Annotated in this window: 15 protein-coding genes; 8 read left to right on the forward strand and 7 right to left on the reverse strand. The window is 70.9% G+C overall.

Features of this window, described 5'->3' with window-relative positions; translation table 11 throughout:
- The first annotated feature begins 36 nt into the window (after positions 1-36).
- The 4 genes from ABZ915_RS04920 (at position 37) to ABZ915_RS04935 (ending at position 3592) form a co-directional block, all read left to right on the forward strand.
- Positions 37-723, forward strand: a complete 687-nt coding sequence (locus ABZ915_RS04920) for a hypothetical protein (protein WP_361795950.1) — start codon at positions 37-39, stop codon at positions 721-723.
- 3 nt (positions 724-726) lie between these two features.
- On the forward strand, positions 727-2076 hold the full coding sequence (locus tag ABZ915_RS04925; RefSeq protein WP_361795953.1) for a hypothetical protein: 1350 nt from the start codon (positions 727-729) through the stop codon (positions 2074-2076).
- 100 nt (positions 2077-2176) lie between these two features.
- Positions 2177-2989, forward strand: a complete 813-nt coding sequence (locus tag ABZ915_RS04930) for a helix-turn-helix transcriptional regulator (protein WP_361795956.1) — start codon at positions 2177-2179, stop codon at positions 2987-2989.
- A 132-nt stretch (positions 2990-3121) separates the two neighbouring features.
- Positions 3122-3592 carry a hypothetical protein gene (locus ABZ915_RS04935; RefSeq protein WP_361795959.1) on the forward strand — a complete coding sequence of 157 codons (471 nt, stop codon included), beginning with the start codon at positions 3122-3124 and terminating at the stop codon, positions 3590-3592.
- Positions 3593-4049: 457 nt separating this feature from the next.
- On the opposite strand, the gene ABZ915_RS04940 is transcribed toward ABZ915_RS04935, so the two are convergent.
- The 7 genes from ABZ915_RS04940 to ABZ915_RS04970 form a co-directional block, all read right to left on the reverse strand.
- The gene (locus ABZ915_RS04940; protein WP_361795962.1) at positions 4050-6953 is read right to left on the reverse strand and encodes a glycoside hydrolase family 3 C-terminal domain-containing protein; all 2904 of its coding nucleotides are present in this window, start codon (positions 6951-6953) and stop codon (positions 4050-4052) included.
- Between the two features lie 35 nt (positions 6954-6988).
- Positions 6989-7996, reverse strand: a complete 1008-nt coding sequence (locus tag ABZ915_RS04945) for a LacI family DNA-binding transcriptional regulator (RefSeq protein ID WP_361795965.1) — start codon at positions 7994-7996, stop codon at positions 6989-6991.
- Positions 7996-10263: an alpha-xylosidase gene (gene yicI / locus ABZ915_RS04950; protein ID WP_361795968.1), complete on the reverse strand. Its 2268-nt coding sequence runs from the start codon at positions 10261-10263 to the stop codon at positions 7996-7998. The genes ABZ915_RS04945 and yicI overlap by 1 nt, the downstream gene beginning before the upstream one ends.
- A 24-nt stretch (positions 10264-10287) precedes the next feature.
- Entirely contained in the window at positions 10288-11112 is an 825-nt protein-coding gene (locus tag ABZ915_RS04955; RefSeq protein ID WP_361795971.1) for a carbohydrate ABC transporter permease, read from the reverse strand.
- Positions 11109-12077, reverse strand: a complete 969-nt coding sequence (locus ABZ915_RS04960) for a sugar ABC transporter permease (RefSeq protein WP_361795974.1) — start codon at positions 12075-12077, stop codon at positions 11109-11111. The genes ABZ915_RS04955 and ABZ915_RS04960 overlap by 4 nt, the downstream gene beginning before the upstream one ends.
- Complete coding sequence (locus tag ABZ915_RS04965; protein WP_361795977.1) at positions 12074-13366, reverse strand: extracellular solute-binding protein; 1293 nt, start codon at positions 13364-13366, stop codon at positions 12074-12076. Before ABZ915_RS04965 ends, ABZ915_RS04960 begins: the two co-directional genes overlap by 4 nt.
- A 154-nt stretch (positions 13367-13520) precedes the next feature.
- Positions 13521-14816 (reverse strand): MFS transporter, encoded by a 1296-nt coding sequence (locus ABZ915_RS04970; RefSeq protein ID WP_361795980.1) that lies wholly within the window; start codon positions 14814-14816, stop codon positions 13521-13523.
- 83 nt (positions 14817-14899) lie between these two features.
- Here ABZ915_RS04970 and ABZ915_RS04975 point away from each other — a divergent pair, with 83 nt between their 5' ends.
- The 4 genes from ABZ915_RS04975 to ABZ915_RS04990 all read left to right on the forward strand — a co-directional run bounded on the left by ABZ915_RS04975 (position 14900) and on the right by ABZ915_RS04990 (position 20499).
- Positions 14900-15883 carry a LysR family transcriptional regulator gene (locus ABZ915_RS04975; RefSeq protein WP_361795983.1) on the forward strand — a complete coding sequence of 328 codons (984 nt, stop codon included), beginning with the start codon at positions 14900-14902 and terminating at the stop codon, positions 15881-15883.
- Between the two features lie 154 nt (positions 15884-16037).
- Entirely contained in the window at positions 16038-17048 is a 1011-nt protein-coding gene (locus tag ABZ915_RS04980; protein ID WP_361795986.1) for a hypothetical protein, read from the forward strand.
- Between the two features lie 173 nt (positions 17049-17221).
- Positions 17222-19312 (forward strand): glycosyltransferase, encoded by a 2091-nt coding sequence (locus tag ABZ915_RS04985; protein ID WP_361797680.1) that lies wholly within the window; start codon positions 17222-17224, stop codon positions 19310-19312.
- Entirely contained in the window at positions 19309-20499 is a 1191-nt protein-coding gene (locus ABZ915_RS04990) for an acyltransferase (RefSeq protein WP_361795989.1), read from the forward strand. Before ABZ915_RS04985 ends, ABZ915_RS04990 begins: the two co-directional genes overlap by 4 nt.
- Positions 20500-20622: the final 123 nt, after the last annotated feature.

The raw sequence follows: 20622 nt of genomic DNA on the forward strand, positions 1-20622 counted from the left end.
CAGATCCCGCACAGCTGGGGGAGAGCACTTCGAGTGATGTCCTTGAACCGTGCCCGTGAGCCGCGTCCGCTCCTCGTCCGAGCCGACGGCGGCCCGTCGCCCCTCCACGAGACGGAGTGGGGACCGCACGCGGATCCCGGCGCCGTCACCCGCACGGTGCCGGCCGGCTCCCTCGGACTCCCCGAGGACACCGTGCGCGCGCTCGACGCGTGGTCGCGGGCTCGTCCCCGGGACGGGTTCACCGACCGCCCGGCCCTGCGTGCGCACGTCGGGCAAGGCATGGAGCTCGCCCGGCGGGTCGCCCGGAACCTCGGGCCCGAATGGGTCGTGCGCTACTGGGACGAGCAGCGTCGCACCGCGAAGTCCGTGTGCTGGGGATGCCGGCGTCTGCACTGGACCGTCGACGCCCACGGCGAGCCCCCGCACCCGCTCGACCTGGTCGTCATGGGCGAATACGCCTACGGCCCCCTGCGTGCCGACGGATTCGGCGACTTCTTCCCGGACGACCCCGCCGCCGCGCTCGCGTTGTCCGACGACCTCGTGGCCGACCTGTACCGGTGGGCGCAGGACATCGACGCCGTCATGAACACCTGGCTCGGCGATCGCGACGACGCCCGGCAGGACGCCGCGTACGAACGTCTGCGCGGGGAGGGCGAGCTGCTGACCGCGCGCCTCGCCGCGGAACTCGGCGCGGGCAGAACCGTGACCTTCGGAGGCGTCTAGACCGTGCGGCAGCAGTCCGGCCCCTACTTCGAGAAGCACGACAGCGACTTCGGGCTCAGCGGCCTGACGGAGTCGTTCGCCCTGTCGACGCCACCCGGGACGGAGGAGGCGGCACTCGCCCTCGTCACGGAGAAGCTCGGCGCATACGAGGGTGAGACGCCCGTCGACATGTCGGGCATCGAGCGGCTCAGCGAGGACGAACGCCACCGCCTCGGGTTCGACGTGTTCCACGACGACTTCGGCTATGCCGAGGAGCTCCGCGCGGACCTGGGCAAGCTCCTGGACTCCCCGCTGTCCGACGAGGTGCTCGGTGCCGTGTGGCTCGCCGCCACGGGAGGCGTGTGGGATCCGCGGGCGCACGGAACCGGCGTGCGGGACTGGCTCGCGCGGATGGACGCGGCCTGCGCGGCCCGTCCGCCCCGGGTGATGGTGGGCCGCGAGCCGGGCCCCTCGTGGTCGTACTGGCGCCTGCCGGCCGTCGCCACCGTCCGGGACGCGATCCTGGCGGAGATCCGGGCATCGGCCGGTGAGCTCCCCGGCCTGGCGGCGGCGCTGGAGGAGGTCGCCACCCGGGCCGACCTCGATCTCGGGTTCCGGCTCTACCTGCGCGCGCTCAAGACGGCCGCCGTGCCGGTCCCGGAGGAGCGCTGCGAGAGGTTCTGCGACCTCGGTGAACCGTTCGGGTACCCCTTCGACGTCGTCTATGGGGGGCTCACCGTCGTGTGGCGGCCCCTGGAGGTCGCCCGGCGCCTCTTCGACGAGGACTTCGGGTTCTCCGAACTCGCCCGACAGTTCGACCCGATATGGGAGCGCAGCGTCCCCGCGCCCGAACTCCTCCACCAGACCGTCACCGCCGACGGCTGTCGCGTCCCCGGCGTCCAGGCACTCGTGCTGTGGGAGGACACCGTCCGGCTCCTGCGGTCTCCGCTGTCCGGCGACACCCTCACCACCGTCTGGGCCGCCGCGTCGAACACCGCCCCCGGCCGCTGCGTAACCGACGGACCGGACTGGCTGCGCCGGATCGCCGAGGCGTGCCGGGCCCGGCTCACCGAGGTCGCCCCCGAGCACACCCCCGCCCTGCCCCCGGTGCGGGCCGACCTCGCGGACGCGGTCCTGCACGAACTGCGGGAAGCCGCACCCCAGTTGGAGCCCGAGCACGTGACCGCTCTGGAGCAGGTCGTCGTCCAGGCCGACCCCGACCTCGGATTCCGGCTGCTGCTGAGAGTCCTGCACACGGTGTGGGGGTCACTCACCAAGCGGCAGTACGCCCGTTACCGGGCCCTCGGCGAACGCTTCGGCTACGGCCAGTACCACGTGGCCTACGCGGTGGAGCACCTCGCCCAGGACGAGTGACCGGCCCGCAGGTGTGAATCTCCGTCGTTCGCCGTGCTCAGGCTGGTCGCCGCGACCCAGCGTGCCTGTACACGGTGTGGCGGCGGGAGGCGGTGGGGGAGTGGCTTCGGCGGAGACCCAGCAGGCACAGCCGAACTGGCGGTACTGCGGCGGGCAGATCAAGCTGTGGCGTGAGGAGGCGGGGATCAGCCGCCAGACGCTCGCCGACGAGGCCGGCTACGAGTACGTCAAGTCGATGGAGTGCGGGAGGCGGCGGCCGACCCTGCGGTTGTTGCAGGTCGCGGACCAGATGTGCGGGGCGCGGGGGAAGTTGGCGGCCGCGCATGAGTTCCTGAAGCCGGAGCCTTTTCCCGCGCGGTCGCAGGAGTACATGGCGATCGAGGCGGAGGCGATTGCCGTGCAGTGGTACGAGCCGATGCTTGTTCCCGGTCTGTCGCAGACTCTGGAGTACGCGCGAGCGCTGATCAGTAGCAACTGTCCTCCGCTGGACGATGAGACGGTGGAAGAGCGCGTGGCGGCACGACTGCAACGGCAGGAGAAGCTGACGAGGAAGCCTCCGACGCACTTCAGCTTTGTGATCCACGAGGCCGCGCTGCGTTCGGCGGTCGGCGGCCAGGACGTTATGCACAGGCAGTGTCACCACCTGCTCGAGGTGGGGAAGCAGCGGCACCTCTCGATCCAGGTGCTCCCCTTCTCAACGGCTCCCACGGCGGCGCTCAGCGGTCCGATGGTGCTTGCGGAGACCGTCGACCATGAGCGGTACGCCTTTGTGGACGGGCAGTCGACAGGGGCCCTGTACTCCGACGGCGACAAGCTCAGTACGCTGACGCAGCGCTATGGCATGATCCGCATGCAGGCGCTCAGCGTTGAGGAGTCGGATCGGTTCATCAGGAGGGTGGCGGGGGAGCTGTGAGCGACGAACTGTCATGGTTCAAGTCCAGCTACAGCGGGCTCTTGTCCATCGAGCCTGCCGCATGAGTGAACACCCCGCCGCGCTCTGCGGATTGCTTCCACCTGGTCCGCATCGCGAAGGATTCCACCGCCCATGTTCCTCCTCCGCCTCCTGCCGCCGCTGCCCCGCGAGATATCGCTCGCCGTCGTCGGGCTGGTCTTCGGGCTGTTCCTGGCGATCATGGGTGCCCTGCACGGGTACGCCGAGATGGCCGGTGTCGCCGGGACCGTCCATGTGACGGAATGCGTGCCCGCAAGCGGCGGCTGGAAGGACCTGTGGACGGACGGATGGGCCTGCGACGGCTCGTTCGAGGCCGACGACCACTCGGTCAGCATCAGCGGCGTCGCGGTCGAAGGCATCTTCGAGAAGCAGCCCGACGCCACCCTGGCCGCCCGCGTCGACGGTCCCTCCGCGAGCACCGCCATCCAGGACGGCTCCGGGAACTGGAAGTGGCCGACCCTCACCGGCGTCGTCATCCTCGCCTTCACGGCCTGGCGGATCCGTGCGATCCGGGGCCTGCTGGCCCTGCGCCGAATCGCACGGACCGCCGCCGTACCGGCTTGACCGGTGGTAGCGGTCTGAACGCCGACGGTGACGGTAGCGGCATGTGATCCGCTAACCTTGCGCTGTGACGCACCGATGGGTGCGTCCTCCCTTCACACCGGGTCCCGTCCCCTCGGGGCCCGGCCCGACGAGAGCGGTCCCGGGACCGTGTGAGGTCGCCTCACGTCGAAGGGAGGACGCCTCCAGATGGGGTGTCACCGTGAGCAAGAGCCGACTCTCGTCATGCGGCTGATCCGGCGCTTGCCGGAGCGGGCGGCGAAGCACGCGAGGAGGTGGCTGCTCTGGTGGCTCAGCAAGTAGCCGGATGTCCCCTTCCACGGTGGGGGCATCCGGCGAGCTCTTGCTGAGCTTGGGCCTCCGCGCGGATTACCGGTCCGTTGCGGGGGCCCTCCTTGCGTCCAAGTACAGCACACAGAGCGCCTCGACGGCACCAAGCCCGCCGCGCTGGCCCGACCGGTCAGCGCAGGCTGAACGTCGACAGCCGTAGCCCCTCGCTCAGTACCAGGTAGACGTCGGCCCGGTCCTTCCCCGCTGCCGTCAGCCGGGCGCCAACCGTGGCGTAGTCGTACGCCGACCCCGTGCCGCCTGTCGTCGCCGTGCCGATGAGCCGACCGGTGGGGGACCCGAGCCGCACCTCGACCGTGCCGGCGGGCCCCGCGACGCGCGCGCTGAATCGCGAGGCACCCGACCCCAGCCGCGTGTCCGCGAACTCCAGCCACGCCCCGTCGGACGCGGCCGACACCGCCGTACCCGCCGCCTTCGACTCGTCGACCAGGTGGATGCCGGAGCCGTAGTCGTCGAAGTTCTCGGCGCGGGTGGTCCTCGACAGGTCGCGGGGCGGGATCGTCTCGCCGTGCACGGCCCAGGTGGCCCGCGCCCGGATGTCCGTCGCGGACGCGCCCGCCATGACGTCGTACGCGCCCGTCTCCACCACCCACTTCGAGCGGGTGACGTCCCAGTGGGCGAGGTCCGACGCCCGTACCCGCAGCCTGACCGTCCGCGTCTCGCCCGGCTTCAGCGACACCCGCTCGAAGGCCTTCAGCTGCTTCAGGGGCTGTGCGTCACGGGAGGCGCGCTGGTGGACGTAGAGCTGTACGACCTCGGCGCCGGACCGCCGACCGGTGTTGGTGACCCGTACCTCGTAGCCGTCGGACACCTTCCGCAGGCCGCCGTAGCGGAAGCTCGTGTACGACAGCCCGTACCCGAACGGGTAGAGCGCCCGGCCCTTGAAGTACTGGTAGGTCCGGCCGGACCTGATGATGTCGTAGTCGAGGATCGACGGGAGGTCGGCGTCCGAGCGGTACCAGGTCTGGGTGAGGCGGCCGGAGGGGTTCGCGTCGCCGTAGAGCAGGTCGGCGAGGGCGTTGCCCGTCTCCTGGCCCGCGTGGGTGGTCCACAGCAGGGCCGGGACCTCCTTCTGGAGGGCGCCGAGGGTGGTCGGGTAGCTGTTCTCGACGATCACGACCGTGTGCGGGTTGGCCTTGCGGACCGCTCTGACCAGGGCTTCCTGCGTGGGCGCCAGGCCCGTGTCCGTGCGGTCGTGAGCCTCGCGGCCGTTGATGGAGGGGTTCGAGCCGACCACGACGACCGCCCGGTCCCTGCCCTTGACCGCGGAGACGGCGTCCGCCACGCCGTCCCGGACGACGTCCTTCGCGTAGTGGGCCGCCTGCTCCTTCGGGACCAGGCCCAGCGTCCCGTCGGTGCCGGTCGGGCCGAGGTAGACCGGGTTCGACCACCAGGACTCGGCGGTCTCGTAACCCGCGTACCGCAGCAGGTACGTGCCGTCGTCCTGCCGTTCCAGCCTGAACTGCTGCTGGACGAACCAGCCGCCGGGCTGCGTCTGGTCGTTGACGAAGTTCGACCAGTTGTAGCCGACGTACCTGCCGTTGGCCGCCGAGCGGAGCGTCACGATGCCCGAACCCCAGTCGAACGCGTCGAACTGGGCCGGGAGACCCGAGTCCGTCGTCTCCTTCAGCGGCGCGCCCGCGTCCCCGGTGCCGGCCGTGACGTACTTCCCGGTCGCCGTGTCCTTCAGCGCGATCCGGTCCACGCCCTCGCTGCTCGCCACCGGCGTGCCGAGCTTGGCCTCGATGCCCTCCTTCGGGGTCACCGAGTAGGGCAGTGTGCCGGAGTACCAGTCGGCGTAGAGGGTGTCGGAGAGTGGGCCGACCACCGCGGTGCTGCCGGACTTCCGCAAGGGCAGCGTGCCGTCGTTCTTCAGGAGCACCGCCGCCTCCGCCGCCGCCTCGCGCGCCAGCTTCCGGTGGGCCGGGCTGTCGATGACGGAGGCGTCGATGGAGCCGTACTTCCCGCCGCCCGGGTCGAACTCGCCCAGCCGGACCCGGATGCTCAGGATGTGACCGGCGGCGGTGTCGACGTCCGACTCCTTCAGCAGGCCCGTGGACAGCGCCGACCTGACCGCCGCCGTGGTCGGCCCGGCGTCCGTGTCGTTGTCCGTGAAGCTGTCGATGCCCGCCTTCAGGGCGGCCGCGTCCGCTTCGGCCTGGGTGCCGTAGTACCGCTGGCTGCCGACCAGGTTCCCGGGCGCGTAGGCGTCGGTGACGTTCAGCAGGTCCCGCCCGGTCCAGGTGCGGACGGTGTCGTCGAGGGCCGGGTTCACCGTGTCCGGGCGGCCGTTGACCAGGTTGTAGGACGACATCACACCCGTCGCCGCGTCCGCCTCGATCGCGGGCTTGAAGGCCTGCTCGTCGTACTCCTTCAGCACGCGCGGGCGCAGCTCCGAGGAGGTGGTGTCGCGGTGCTCCTCGTTGTTGTTGGCGAGGAAGTGCTTGAGGGTGGGGGCGGTCTTGAGATGGTCGGGGTCGCCGCCGGTCAGACCGGTGCCGTACGCGGTGGAGATCGCGCCGGTGAGATGGGGATCCTCGGAGTAGCCCTCCTCGTTGCGGCCCCAGCGCGGGTCGCGCAACAGGTTCACCACGGGCGCCCACAGGTTCAGGCCCCAGCCGGCCGGACGCTGCTGCTGGAAACCGCGCGCCTCGTCGCCGACGGCCGAGCCGACCTGCCGGATCAGTGCCGGGTCCCAGGTGGAGGCCAGCCCGAGGGCCTGCGGGAACACGGTGGCTCTGCCCAGCCAGGCCACGCCGTGCAGGGCCTCTGTGCCGGTGCGGAAGGACTGGATGCCGAGGCGGGGGATGGCGGGCTCGTACTGGTGGAGGAGGGAGATCTTCTCGTCGAGGGTGAGGCGGCCCAGCAGGTCGGTGACCCGGGCGTCCACCGGCAGATCCGGATCGCGGAAGGGATACGCCGGGTCGGCGTGGGCCGGGACGGTGGCGCCGAGGCCCGCGATCAGGGCCAAGGCCGTCAGCAGCGTGGTTCTCCGTCCTCTTCTCTTGCCTTTCATGTCACGGCTCCTTCGGATAGGGGCAGTGCGAAGACTCAGGCGGTGCGCGGCGCCGTGCTCGCCCGGTCGGTCATCCGGGGCGGCAGCAGGGTCGCCTCGGGTACGGGGGTCCCGTCCAGCTTCCTCATCAGCAGGTGTACCGCCCGCTCGCCCACCTCGGCGGAGGGCAGGGCGACGGAGGTGACGGGGACACGGACGGACTCGGCGAGTTCGTCGGGGCAGATGGCGGTGACCGAGAGGTCGCCGGGGACACGGAGGCCGAGCTGTTCGAAGGCGTCGATCAGCGGCTCCAGGATGGGCTCGTTGTGGACGACGACCCCCGTCAGCGCGGGCTGTTCACGGAGCAGTTGCTCGGCGACCAGGCGGGCGGCCGTCGGCGAGGCCTCGCAGGGGTGGACGGAGCTCGACAGCCCGCCGCGGTCGGCGGCGGCCGTGAACCCCTGGACGACCCGCTGGGCGAACGCCGTCCCCCGCACGTACACCTCCGGCGGCGACCCCACCAACGCCACCACCCGGTGTCCGAGCCGCGCCAGATGCTCCACGCACGCCTCGCCGGCCGCCTTGAAGTCGAGGTCGATACAGGTCAGCCCGTCCGCCTCGGCGGGGAACCCGATCAGCACGGACGGCCGGTCCAGCGAGCGCAGCAACGGCAGCCGGGGATCGTGGAGTTGGACGTCCATCACGATCAGCGCGTCGACGAGCGCCGTGTCCGCGACCCGGCGCAGGCCGTCCTCGCCCTCCTCCTGCGTGAGGAGCAGGACGTCGTGGTCGTGCCGGCGCGCCGTCGTCACCACGGACACCGCGAACTGCATGACCACCGGGACGTGGATGCCGGCCCGTAAGGGGATCACCAGCGCCAGGACGTTCGACCGGCTGCTGGCCAGGGCGCGGGCGCCCGCGTGCGGCCAATAGCCCAGCTCGTGGATGGCCGCCTCGATCCGCTGCCGGGTCTCCTCGGAGATGGGGCGCTTGCCGCTGAGCGCGTAGGAGACGGTGCTGGGGGAGACCCCGGCACGCCGCGCCACATCGGTGATCTTCACCATCAGCCCATCTCCAGCGTGAGAAACCCGGTACCGGCCTGCGCGCGGGCCGTGCGCTCCCCGGCCGTCAGCGCCCACGGCGCCACCGGATCACCGCACGAGGCCCGCAGCGTGTCCCCTTCGCGTACGACGGTGAAGGTCACGTCCCCGACCGGCACCGTCACCTGCGCGCCCCGCTCCAGCCCGTACACCCGCAGGGTCACCCCGTCCGCATACGGATAGTCGGGCCTCTCCGCCACCGCACCCACCGGGATCACCGCCCCCGGCCGGACCAGGAGCGGCACGCTCGAGAACCCGTGCCGTTCGCGCACCCAGCGCGGCCCGGTCACCGTCCGCCCGCTCAGGAAGTGGGTCCAGGTGCCCTCGGGCACGTAGTAGGTCACGTCCCCCTCGTCGCTGAACACCGGCGCCACCAGCAGGTCCGGGCCGAGCATGTACTGCCGCTCCAGGTACGCGCACCCGGGATCGTCCGGGAACTCCAGCACCATCGCCCGCATCACCGGCACGCCCTCGGCATGGGCGGCGCGGGCCGCCTCGTACAGATAGGGCATCAGGCTCAGCTTCAGGCGGGTGAACAGCCGCAGCACGTCCACGGACTCCTCGTCGAACAGCCACGGCACCCGGTACGACGAGGACCCGTGCAGCCGGCTGTGCGAGGATAGCAGCCCGAAGGCCAGCCACCGCTTGAACAGCGCGGCCGTCGGCGTGCCCTCGAAGCCGCCGATGTCATGGCTCCAGTAGCCGAAGCCGGACAGCCCGAGCGACAGCCCGCCGCGCAGCGACTCGGCCATGGACTCGTACGTGGCTTCGCAGTCGCCGCCCCAGTGCACGGGGAACCGCTGGCTGCCCGTGGTCGCCGAGCGGGCGAAGACCACCGCCTCGTCCTCGCCCCGGTGCTTGCGCAGCACCTCGAAGACCGTGCGGTTGTAGAGGTAGGTGTAGTAGTTGTGCATCCGCTCCGGGTCCGAGCCGTCCGCCCAGGCCACGTCGACCGGGACGCGCTCCCCGAAGTCCGTCTTGAAGCAGTCGACGCCCTGCGCGAGCAGCGCCTGGAGCTTCGCCGCGTACCAGCCGCGGGCCGCCGGGCTGGTGAAGTCGACCAGCGCCATGCCCGGCTGCCACAGGTCCCACTGCCACACGCTGCCGTCCGGCCGCCGCAGCAGATGCCCGAGCGCCTTGCCCTCCGCGAACAGCGGGGAGCGCTGGGCGATGTAGGGGTTGATCCACACCGAGACGTGCAGCCCCTTGTCCTTCAGCCGCGCCAGCATCCCCTCCGGATCCGGGAAGACCCGCGGATCCCACTGGAAGTCGCACCAGTTGAACTCGCGCATCCAGAAGCAGTCGAAGTGGAAGACGGAGAGCGGGAGTTCACGCGCCCGCATGCCGTCGATGAAGGACGTCACCGTCTCCTCGTCGTACGACGTGGTGAACGACGTCGACAGCCACAGCCCGAAGGACCACGCCGGCGGCAGGGCCGGGCGCCCGGTGAGGGCGGTGTACTTGCGCAGGATGTCCTTCGGGCTCGGCCCGTGGATCACGTAGTACGTCAACTGCTGTGCCTCGACGCTGAACTGGACCCTGGACACCGCCTCCGAGCCGACCTCGAAGGACACCTTGCCCGGGTGGTCGACGAAGACGCCGTAGCCCGCGTCGGTGAGATAGAAGGGGACGTTCTTGTACGCCTGCTCGGTCGCCGTGCCGCCGTCGGCGTTCCAGATGTCGACGACCTGCCCGTTCCTCACCAGCGGCCCGAACCGCTCCCCGAGGCCGTACACGCTGGTCCCCACACCGAGCCCCAGCTGCTCCCGCAGATAGTGGGCGCCGGTCCCGTCCCGCATGATGCCCATGCCCTTGGGGCCGCTGGAGGTGAGCACGCGGCCGTGGGCGAGGAAGTCGACGTGCCAGGGGCCGGTGCGGGCCACCCGGACCGACAGCGCGCCGGAGGTGAGGGTCGCGTGCTCCTCGTCGTACTCGGTGTGGGCCAGGGCCTCCGTCCCGGTGAGCTCGAACTCGGGTCCGGACGGCTGCTCCCCGTCGAAGTGGGTGAGGGTCACGCCGATGACGTCGGGCATCGGGGTGTGCGCGGTGATCGTCACGACCGGTCCCTTCAGCAGGTCGCCGCGGTGGCGGATGGGCTGGGTCGGCGCGTGGATCTCCAGCGTGCCTCCCCCGGAGGAGGCGTCCCCAGAGGCGGTGACGTCGAGGACCTCGACCGGGTGGGCCGCAGTGACACCCTCGCGCAGCAGCCAGTAGCCGTCGGTGAACTTCACGCGCGCACCCCTTTGCTTGATGGTTCACTTGACCGCGCCCACGGCGATGCCGCGGGTGAGCGTCCGCTGGAAGACGAGGAAGAAGACGATCGCGGGCAGTACGCCCAGCAGGGCCGCCGCGTTGGTCATCGTGGCGTCCATCAGGCGCTGGCCCTGGAGCACGCCGAGCGCCACCGACACGGTCTGGTTGTCGTTGGAGATCAGCATCACCAGGGGGAGCAGGAACTCGTTCCAGGTCCAGATGAAGAAGAACACCAGCAGGACCCCGAGGGTGGGGCGGCTGACGGGGACCACGATCCGCCACAGCACCTGCCACTTGTTCGCGCCGTCGATCCGGGCGGCCTCGATGATCTCGCGGGGGAACTGCCCGAGGACCGAGGACAGCAGATACGTGCCGAACGCCGCCTGGATCACCGTGAACAGGATGATCACGCTGAGCCGGGTGTCGTACAGGCCCAGCTGCTTGCTCAGGTAGTAGACCGGGTAGACCAGCGCCTCCTGCGGCAGCATGTTCGCGAGGACGAAGAAGGCCAGCACCCAGGTGCGGCCCTTGATCCGGCCGATGCCGATCGCGTACGCGTTGAGCACCGACAGGACCGCGGCGAGAACGGCCACCGAACCGCTGATCAGCACGGAGTTGACCAGCTTCTGGCCGTAGTCGACCCGCTGCCAGAAGTCCTTCAGACCGTCCAGATAGAGGCCGTCGGGCAGGCTGAGCGGGCCGTGCGCGGAGTACTCGGCCGGCGACTTGACCGCGTTCACGGCCACGATCACGAACGGCACCACCATGAACAGGGCGGCCAGGCACAGGGCCACCAGCACCGGGTAGCGGCGTAGGGCGGCGGTCATGCGCGGACCCCTTCCTCGGCGTCCTCGGCACGGGTCTGGAGTCTCAGGCCGATCAGGGAGAGCGCCAGGATGATCACGGTGAGGACGGTGGAGATCGCGGCGCCGTAGCCGACCTGGGTCTTCTCGAAGAAGGTGGAGAAGGAGAAATAGGAGGGGACGTCCGTCGCCCCGCCCGGACCGCCCTTGGTCAGCACGTACACCGCGCCGAACACCTTCAGCGCGCCGATCGTGCACCAGGTCAGCACGACATAGGTCTCCGGCCGGATCTGCGGCAGCGTGATGTGCCAGAAACGGCGCCACCACCCGGCCCCGTCCAGCTCGGCCGCCTCATGCAGCTGCGGGTCGACGCGCTGGAGGCCGGCCATGAAGACCACCAGCGGAAAGCCGATCTGCACCCACACCATCACGCCCATCACGCTGTACAGCGCGATGTCCGGATCGCCGAGCCAGTCCTGCTGCCAACTGCCCAGCCCCACGGCCTTCAGCAGCTCGTTGAGGGAGCCGTTGTCGGGGGCGAGGATCCAGCTCCAGACGATCCCGGCGACCGCGATGGGCAGCACCTGGGGGAGGTAGAAGCAGGCGCGCAGCACCGCGACCCACTTCGATCCGAAGTGCTTGCCGATGTGGTCGAACAGCGCGGCGGCCAGGACGAGACCGAGCGCCGTCGGCACGGCCGCCATGGCGACGACCATGAACAGGCTGTGCCGGAAGGACGCCCAGAACTCCGAATCGTCCATCAACTCCCGGTAGTTGGCGAGACCGGTCCACTTCGGGCTGCCGACGCCCTGCCAGTCGGTGAAGCTCACCCCCGTGTTCATCAGGAACGGCAGGACGATGACCGCCAGGAAGGCGAGAATCCCGGGGAGCAGGAAGAGGGCGTACGAGTCGCGGGTACGGGGGCGGCGCGGGCCGGCGTGGGTGTGCTTGCCGACGGCCCGCGTGCCCCGTTCGACGGTGACCGTCATTGCTTCGGAGCGCCCTTGTCGTACGCCTGCTGCAAGGCGTCGAGATAGCCGTCCGGCTTCTCGTCGCCCGTCATCAGCTTCTGCGTCTCGGAGACCAGGACGTCGTAGAAGCCGTTCACCGGCCAGTCCGGGTAGAAGGCCAGGCCGTCCCGTCGGCTCAGCGTGTTGAAGTCGGAGATGAGCTCCTTGGACTTCGGGTCCGTGATGGCGGACGTGTCGGCCGCGACCGGGACGCCGCCCTTGTCGCCGAGCAGGTTCTGGATCTTCTTCGACATGGTGATGTCGATGAAGTCGTAGGCGAGTTCCTTGTTCCTGGCGTTCTTGGGGACCACCCAGAGGTTGCCGCCGGAGCCCAGCGTCAGGTTCGAACCGGGCCACAGGGTGGAGTCCCAGTCGAACTTGGCCTCCGTCTGGAAGCGGCCGTACCACCAGCTGCCGGAGAACAGGATCGGCGCCTTGCCCTGGATGAAGGAGACGCCCGCGTCCTCGGCCTTGGTGCTGGTGGACTTCTCGCTGATGTAGCCCTTCTTCACCCAGTCGGCGAAGGTCTCGGCCGCGTACGTCCAGGCCGCGTCGTGGAAGTCGGTCTTCCCCTTGTACAGCTCGTACTTGTCGACCCAGGAGCGGTCGGCCTTGGAGAGGGCGAGCTGGTAGAGGTACTGCTGCGCCAGGTACTCGGCGCCGGCGTTGGCGAGCGGGGTGACGCCCTTCTTGGCGAAGGCGTCCATGGCGGCCGTGAGCTCGTCGAACGTCTTCGGCTCGGCGATCTTGTACTTCTCGAAGAGGTCCTTGTCGTAGTAGACCATCGTGTACTCGGCGTAGTTGGGCACGCCGTACCACTTGCCGGAGCCCATGACCCCGTCGGTGTCGTACATGCTGGTCGTGCGCACACCGGCGCTGAGCTTCTTGTCCCAGCCGCGCTTGGCGGCCTCGGCGGTCAGATCGGTCAGCAGGCCCTGTTTCGACAGCTGGCCCGCGGTCGCGTTGCCCTTGTTGTACTCCATGATGTCGGGCGCGTCCGAGGAGTTCAGGACCATCGGCGCCGTCTTCTGGATCTGCTCGAAGCCCTTCTCCTCGAACTTCACCTTCACGCCCGGGTGTTTGGCCTCGAACTCCTTGATGGCCTCGTTCCAGGCCTGGCCCATCGCGCTGTCGGGTGCCTCGTAGTGCCAGAGCCGGAGCGTCTTGCCGTCGGACGCGCCGCTGTCCGAGTCGCCGCAGGAGGCCAGGAGCAGCGATCCGGAGAGGATCACCGCCGCGGCCGCCGCCCGCCTTCGTGCCGTCAACATCCAGTGCCTCCAGGGGAGTCGGAGTCGGATGGTTCTCGGTTCGCCGGTCATCGGTCGTCAGCCGTCAGCCGTCAGCCGTCGGCCCATCGAATCGATTCGATGACCGGCGTCGAAGCGCTTCGATGGGGGAAGGTATGTGTGCGCTCCGGGAGGGTCAATGGGTCTGACGGGAATTGCTGCAAGCGGTTCGACGGAGCGAACGAAGAGCGGTCCCCGTCGCGTTGATCAGCAGGGCGGTCACGGCCGCCGCGACCGGTGCCGCGAAGGCCGCCGCCGGGGCGGTGTGCTCGGCCGCCCAGCCCCCGGCCGCCGAGCCGCAGGCTATGCCGGTCAGCAGGGCGGTGACAACCAGGCTCATGCCCTCGTTGAGACGGTCCCCGGGGGTGCGGTCCTGGACCAGCGTCATCGCGGTCACCATCGTCGGGGCGGTCGCCATGCCCGCCGCCAGCAGGGCCACCGCGAGCGCCGGCAGCGTCCCGGCCGTGCGGGCGGCGAGCAGCGGCAGGGACATCAGCGCGGCCATGGCCAGCAGACACCACGGCAGCCGGCGCTCCGCGGGCCCGCCCGGCTTCCGCGCCCCGTACAGCAGGCCCGCCGCACAGGAGCCCGCCGCCTGGAGCGCGAGCACGGCCCCGGCCGCCGAGCGGTGGCCCTGAGCGTCGGCGTACGCGATCGTGACGACCTCCATCGAGCCGAACACCGCGCCGGTGGCCACGAAACACGCCAGCAGCAGCGGTACGCCCGGGGTGCGCAGCGGCGACGCGGCCTTCGTACGCGCCCTCGGCGGCGGCTCGGTCGACCGCTGCGCCGCGAACAGCAGCACTCCGGTCAGCAGCAGCCCCCCGCCCACGAGCGTGCCCGCCTCCGGGAAGAACGTGCCGGTCAGGAAGGACGCCAGGACCGGGCCCAGCATGAAGCACAGCTCGTCGGCGGCCTGCTCGAACGAGTTCGCGGTGTGCAGGGCCCCGGGATCGTCCCGCAGCAGGTGGGCCCAGCGTGCCCGGGACATGCCGCCGATGTTGGGGACGGTGGCGGTCGCGGCGTACGCGGCGAACAGGGTCCAGTCCGGTGCGCCCAGGCGCACGCACAGCAGCAGGGCGAGTCCGCCCAGCACGGCGGTGACCGTCGCGGGTACGGCGATCCGGGCCTGCCCGTACCGGTCGACGAGCCGGGCGATCCAGGGACCGGCCACCCCCGTCGCCGCGAGGCCGGTCGCGGTGACGGCGCCGGCGAGCGCGTACGAGCCCCGCGACCCGGCGATCATGACCACCGCGCTCACACCGAACATGCCCATCGGCAGGCGGGCGATCAGATTGCCGGCGGTGAAGGCGCGGGTGCCGGGGTGGGTGAACAGGCGGCGGTAGGGGCCGGGGCGGGCGGGTGCGAGGGCTTCGGGGGCTTCGGGGGTGTCGGGGGTGTCGGGGGATTCCTCAATGGCTGGCTGCGGCATGGGCCAACGGTCGCCCGGAATGGATCAAGAGGTCCAACACCTGATCGGAGCCGATTCACGCGTTCCTGTTGTAAGTTCTCCCGGTGCCCACTCCCGCCCACCTCGACCCCCGCCTCCTGCGCGCCTTCGTCACCGTCGCCGAGGAGCTGCACTTCACCCGCGCCGCGTCCCGTCTGTACGTCGCCCAGCAGGCCCTCAGCCGTGATGTGCGGCGCCTCGAACGGGAGCTGCGCGCCGAGCTGTTCGTCCGTACGACCCGGCAGGTCGCGCTGACCGCCGACGGCGAACGTCTGCTGCCGCTCGCCCGGCGGGTCCTCGCCGCCCAGGACGACCTGCTCGCCGCCTTCGGGCAGGCCCGCCCCCTCCTGGTCGACCTCAACTCCCCGAACCTGGACACCGGCCGGCGCGTGCTGCACCGGGCGCGGGAACTCGCCCCCGAGCACGAGCTGATGGCCCGCTACGAGAGCGGGCTCACGGGGGCGGCGGCCGAACTGCTCGCCGGGCGCCTGGACGTCTCGTTCGGCCGGTTCGCGGGCCTGGACCCGGCGCTGCGGGCCGGGCTGGACCACCAGCTCGTACGGTACGAGCCGATGGCGGTCGTGCTGCCCGAGGCGCACCGGCTGGCGCCGCTGGCGGCGGTACCGCTGCACGCGCTGGCGGGCGAGACCGTGTACGCCGGCGCGGGAAACGCGCGCACGCCGGAGTGGACCGACCTGGCGCACCGCCTCTTCGCCGGACGCGGCATCGAGGTCGCGCCACCGGCGCCGCTGGCCGTGGGGGAGGAGGAGTTCGAGCGGCTCATGGCGAAGACCGGGAACCCGGTGCTCGCGGTGACCGGCTTCTCCGCCCTGCCGCGCACGGTGGTGCGGCCGCTCGTCGATCCCGTACCACTGTCACCCGTGTCGCTGGTGTGGCGCAGAGGGCTCGCGCATCCCGCGTTCGACGCGGTTCGACGGGCCGCGGCGGAACTGGCCGCGGAACGGGATTGGTTGGCGCGACCCGAAAGAGCATGGATTCCAGCCATCGACGAATCGATCAGTGAATCGGTCACTTCCGTTCACCATTGAAACTTCCGAAGTTCCCGGCCCGCGCCGGCGCTACGTTCGGGACAGCCGAGCACGGTGAGACAAGGGGGGCGCGCGGACCGGTGGGGGCCGGGTCCGGCGGCGCGGGCTCGGGGTCGTATGCGCACCCGGAAACTTTCCCGTGGGGGGAACGCAGGTGCGCGCGAAGAAGTGGCCGGAAGACGCCCGGACGGAATGGCCCGATGCCGAACTCGGGGCCCAGGAGCCGCCGGTGGCCGAGGACGACATCCAGAGCTTCCCGGAGACCGGAACGACGGACGTCCTCCCGGGCGGGGCGGTGCCCGACGCCGGGCCGACCGAAGTGCTGCCCGCGGTACGAGTCCCCTGGCCGTCGGTCCACGACCCGAATACGCACGGCCCGAATACGCACGGCCCGAATACGCACGGCCCGAATGCGCACGGCCCGAATGCGCACGGCCCGATTGCGCACGACTCGATTGCGCACGACTCGAATGCGCATGACCCGCGCGAGGTGACCGTCCAGCTCGACGCCGACCGGATCGCGGAGGAGCGTCCGCGTCCCGCCGACGGGCCGGTCTTCGTCGACGCGTCCGGCCGCCGCAGGCGCACCTTCCGCCGTCTCGGCATGTCCGCCGGCATCGCCTGCGCGGTCTACGCCGTCGTCATCGTCGCCACACTCCTGTCCGGCAGCTCGGACGCGCCCTGGCTGCCCGTGCCCGGCCAGAACGAGGACAAGCCGGCCGGCCAGGTCGACATATCCCCGGCACCGGCCGACTCCGCCCGGCCCTCCGGCCACACCGGTGCCGCACCCGGTACGGGCCCGAGGGTGCCCGGCCGTGCCGCCCCGTCGCCGGGCGGCAGCGCGACCGCAACCGGCGCCACGGGGACCGCCGGACAGCCGGGCGCCTCCTCCGACCCGCGGCCGACGGCGACCAACCCCACCTCCGGTGCGGGCGGCTCCTCCCCGGACCCCGAGCCCACGGCGCCGACGCCCTCGACCGCCCCGCCCACCCCGACCGGCCCCGCCGTCGGCTCCGCCAGCCCCTCGCCGTCCACGGGCGGCGACGGGGGCACGGGAACCGGTACGGGACCGGGCGGCGGAACCGGCACCGGACTCGGCACGGGCACGCTGGCCGACGGCCCGGTCGGACCGGCCCCAGCCGCCGCCTCCCCGACCTCCGTGTGACGGGGGCGCCACCTCTGATGTCACCCCGCATCCGCCGCCACGGAGCCGGAACCGCACCCGCGCCCGTTCCCTCTGCCTCTCCCTCTCCTTCGCCGGCTGCTCGTGACCGACCGCGCCGCCGCCTGCCCCTGCGTCTGCTGCTGCCCCTCCTCCTGCTCCTCGCCCTGATCGCGATGCTGATGCTGCGCGGCTATGTGCACAGCGAGATCCTCGCCGACCACCGCATCCGCCCCGAGGCCTCGGCCGACACGGTGCCGGAGAAGATCCTCGACGGCGGCCCGGTCATCGACACCCGCGGCGGCCGCACCACCAGCCTGCGCGTCCCCGACCACCGCCTGGTCCTCACCTTCGACGACGGCCCCGACCCGACCTGGACCCCGAAGGTCCTGGACGTGCTGAAGGAGCACCACGCGCACGCGGTCTTCTTCGTCACCGGCACCATGACCTCCCGCTACCCGGACCTGGTCCGGCGCATGGTCGCCGAGGGCCACGAGGTCGGCCTGCACACCTTCAACCACCCCGACCTCTCCTACCAGTCCAGGAAGCGCATCGACCGGGAGCTGTCCCAGAACCAGCTGGCGATCACGGGCGCGGCGGGCATCCGTACGTCCCTCTTCCGTCCCCCGTACTCCTCCTTCGCCGACGCCATGGACGACAGGTCCTGGCCGGTGACCCGGTACATCGGCACCCGCGGCTACATCACGGTCGTCAACAACACCGACAGCGAGGACTGGCGCAAGCCCGGCGTCGCGGAGATCATCCGCCGGGCCACCCCGCACCACGGCAAGGGCGCGATCGTCCTCATGCACGACTCGGGTGGCGACCGTCACCAGACGGTCCAGGCCCTCGACCGGTTCCTCCCCCTGCTCCAGCAACAGGGCTACACCTTCGACAACCTCACCGAGGCCCTGAACGCACCCAGCGCCCACACGCCGGTGACCGGCCTCGACCTCTGGAAGGGCAGGGCATGGATCTTCCTGGTCCAGGCCTCCGACGACATCACCGGCACGATGGTGGCCGGCCTCGCGGTCGTCGGCTGCCTGGTCATCGGCCGCTTCGTCCTCATGTTCCTGCTCTCCGGCGCCCACGCCCGCCGGGTGCGCCGCCGCGGCTTTTGCTGGGGTCCGCCGGTCACCGAACCGGTGTCGGTACTCGTACCCGCGTACAACGAGGCCAAGTGCATCGAGAACACCGTCCGCTCCCTGACGGCGAGCGAGCACCCCGTGGAGATTCTCGTAGTCGACGACGGCTCGACCGACGGCACGGCCCGGATCGTCGAGGCGATGGGCCTGCCCGAGGTCAGGGTGATCCGCCAGCGCAACGCGGGCAAGCCCGCGGCACTCAACCGGGGCCTGGCGAACGCAAGTCACGACCTGATCGTGATGATGGACGGCGACACCGTCTTCGAGCCGTCCACGGTCGGGGAACTCGTGCAGCCCTTCGGCGACCCGCGGGTGGGCGCGGTGGCCGGCAACGCCAAGGTCGGCAACCGGGACTCGCTCATCGGCGCCTGGCAGCACATCGAGTACGTGATGGGCTTCAACCTCGACCGCCGCATGTACGACATCCTGCGCTGCATGCCGACGATCCCCGGCGCTGTCGGAGCCTTCCGCCGGTCCGCCCTGGAGCGGGTCGGCGGCATGAGCGACGACACGCTCGCCGAGGACACCGACATCACGATGGCCCTGCACCGGGACGGCTGGCGGGTGGTGTACGCGGAGAAGGCCCGCGCCTGGACCGAGGCCCCGGAGTCCGTGCAGCAGTTGTGGTCCCAGCGCTACCGCTGGTCGTACGGCACGATGCAGGCCATCTGGAAACACCGCCGGGCCCTGCTGGACCGCGGCCCCTCGGGCCGCTTCGGCCGGGTCGGCCTCCCCTTGGTCTCCCTCTTCATGGTGCTCGCCCCCCTCCTGGCCCCCCTGATCGACGTCTTCCTCCTCTACGGGATCGTCTTCGGCCCCACTGGGCGGACGATCGCGGCCTGGCTGGGCGTCCTCGCCATCCAGGCCGTGTGCGCCGCGTACGCCTTCCGCCTGGACCGCGAACGCCTCACCCACCTGATCTCGCTCCCGCTCCAGCAGATCCTCTACCGCCAGCTCATGTACGTCGTACTCCTCCAGTCCTGGATCACGGCACTCACCGGCGGCCGCCTGCGCTGGCAGAAACTGCGGCGCACGGGAGTCGTCGAGGCACCGAGCGGCGGCCGGGTGCCGGGCCCACGGACGCCCGGCAGAAGCAACAGCGATCGGAGGCCGGTGGCATGACCGGCACGGAAGCCGTAGCCGCATCCCCCGTCGCCCGGAAGCAACCGGGCGGCCGGGACCGCTACCTGGACCTCCTCCGCTCGATCGCCCTGGTCCGCGTGGTGGTCTACCACCTCTTCGGCTGGGCGTGGCTGACGGTCCTGTTCCCCTCCATGGGCATGATGTTCGCGCTGGCCGGCTCCCTGATGGCCCGCTCCCTGAACCGCCCGGCGCCGAAGGTGATCCGGGACCGGGTACGCAGGCTGCTCCCGCCGCTGTGGACGTTCAGCGCGCTAGCGCTGGCGCTGCTGTTCGCGGGCGGCTGGAACCCGGTGAAGGACCCGGACAACGGCGGCACCTGGGGCGTACTGAGCCTGGTGGACTACGTGCTCCCCCTGGGCGCCCCACCCTTCCCCTGGCACATCGGCTCCGAGTCGGGCCTGCTGGAGGACAGTTGGGCGGTGCAGGCGGTCGGGCCGCTGTGGTACCTGCGCGCGTACCTGTGGTTCGTCGCGGCGTCCCCCCTCCTGCTGTGGGCGTTCCGCAGGGCACCGTGGCCGACGCTGCTGGCCCCCCTGGGCCTGACGGCGGTCCTGGGCACCGGCCTGCTCACCATCCCCGGTGAAACGGGCAACGCGGTCACCGACTTCGCGGTCTACGGCGGCTGCTGGGTCCTGGGCTTCGCCCACCACGAGGGCCGGCTGCGCCGCGTCCCCCGCTACCTGGCCGTCTCCTCCTCCGCCCTCCTGATGTCCTTCGCCCTGTGGTGGGCATCGGGCCACCTCGGCCCGGACGGCTGGGACCTGAACGACATCCCCCTGGCACAGGCGAGCTGGTCCTTCGGCTTCGTCGTCATCCTGTTGCAGTACTCCCCGTCATGGCAGCAACTACCGGCCCGCCTGCGCCGCTGGGACAGGCTCATCACCCTCTCCAACAACCGAGCCGTCACCATCTACCTCTGGCACAACCTGCTGATCATGGCCACAGTCCCGATCATCGACCAGGCGTACAACCTCCCCTTCATGCAGAGCGACCGCGCGGTGGCCGCACTGGACACCACATACATGCTCTGGATGTTCACCCTGGTCTGGCCCCTCATCGCCCTGACGATCCTCGCCCTGGGCTGGATCGAGGACATCGCCGCGAGACGGCCCCCTCGGCTGTGGCCGAACGGTACGCACCGTGCGAGCTCCCGGCGAAGCCCCTGAAGCGGGGCGGAAGTTGGGCGCGGCGGCTGCGGGAACCCGCTTGCGCGGGCCGGACGGGGGATTCGGTCGGCTGGCTCGCTGGTGACGACTACCTCGCGGCAACGGGCTGAAGCGTTCGGGGAC

This window comes from Streptomyces sp. NPDC046915 (assembly GCF_040644935.1).
Taxonomy (GTDB): domain Bacteria; phylum Actinomycetota; class Actinomycetes; order Streptomycetales; family Streptomycetaceae; genus Streptomyces.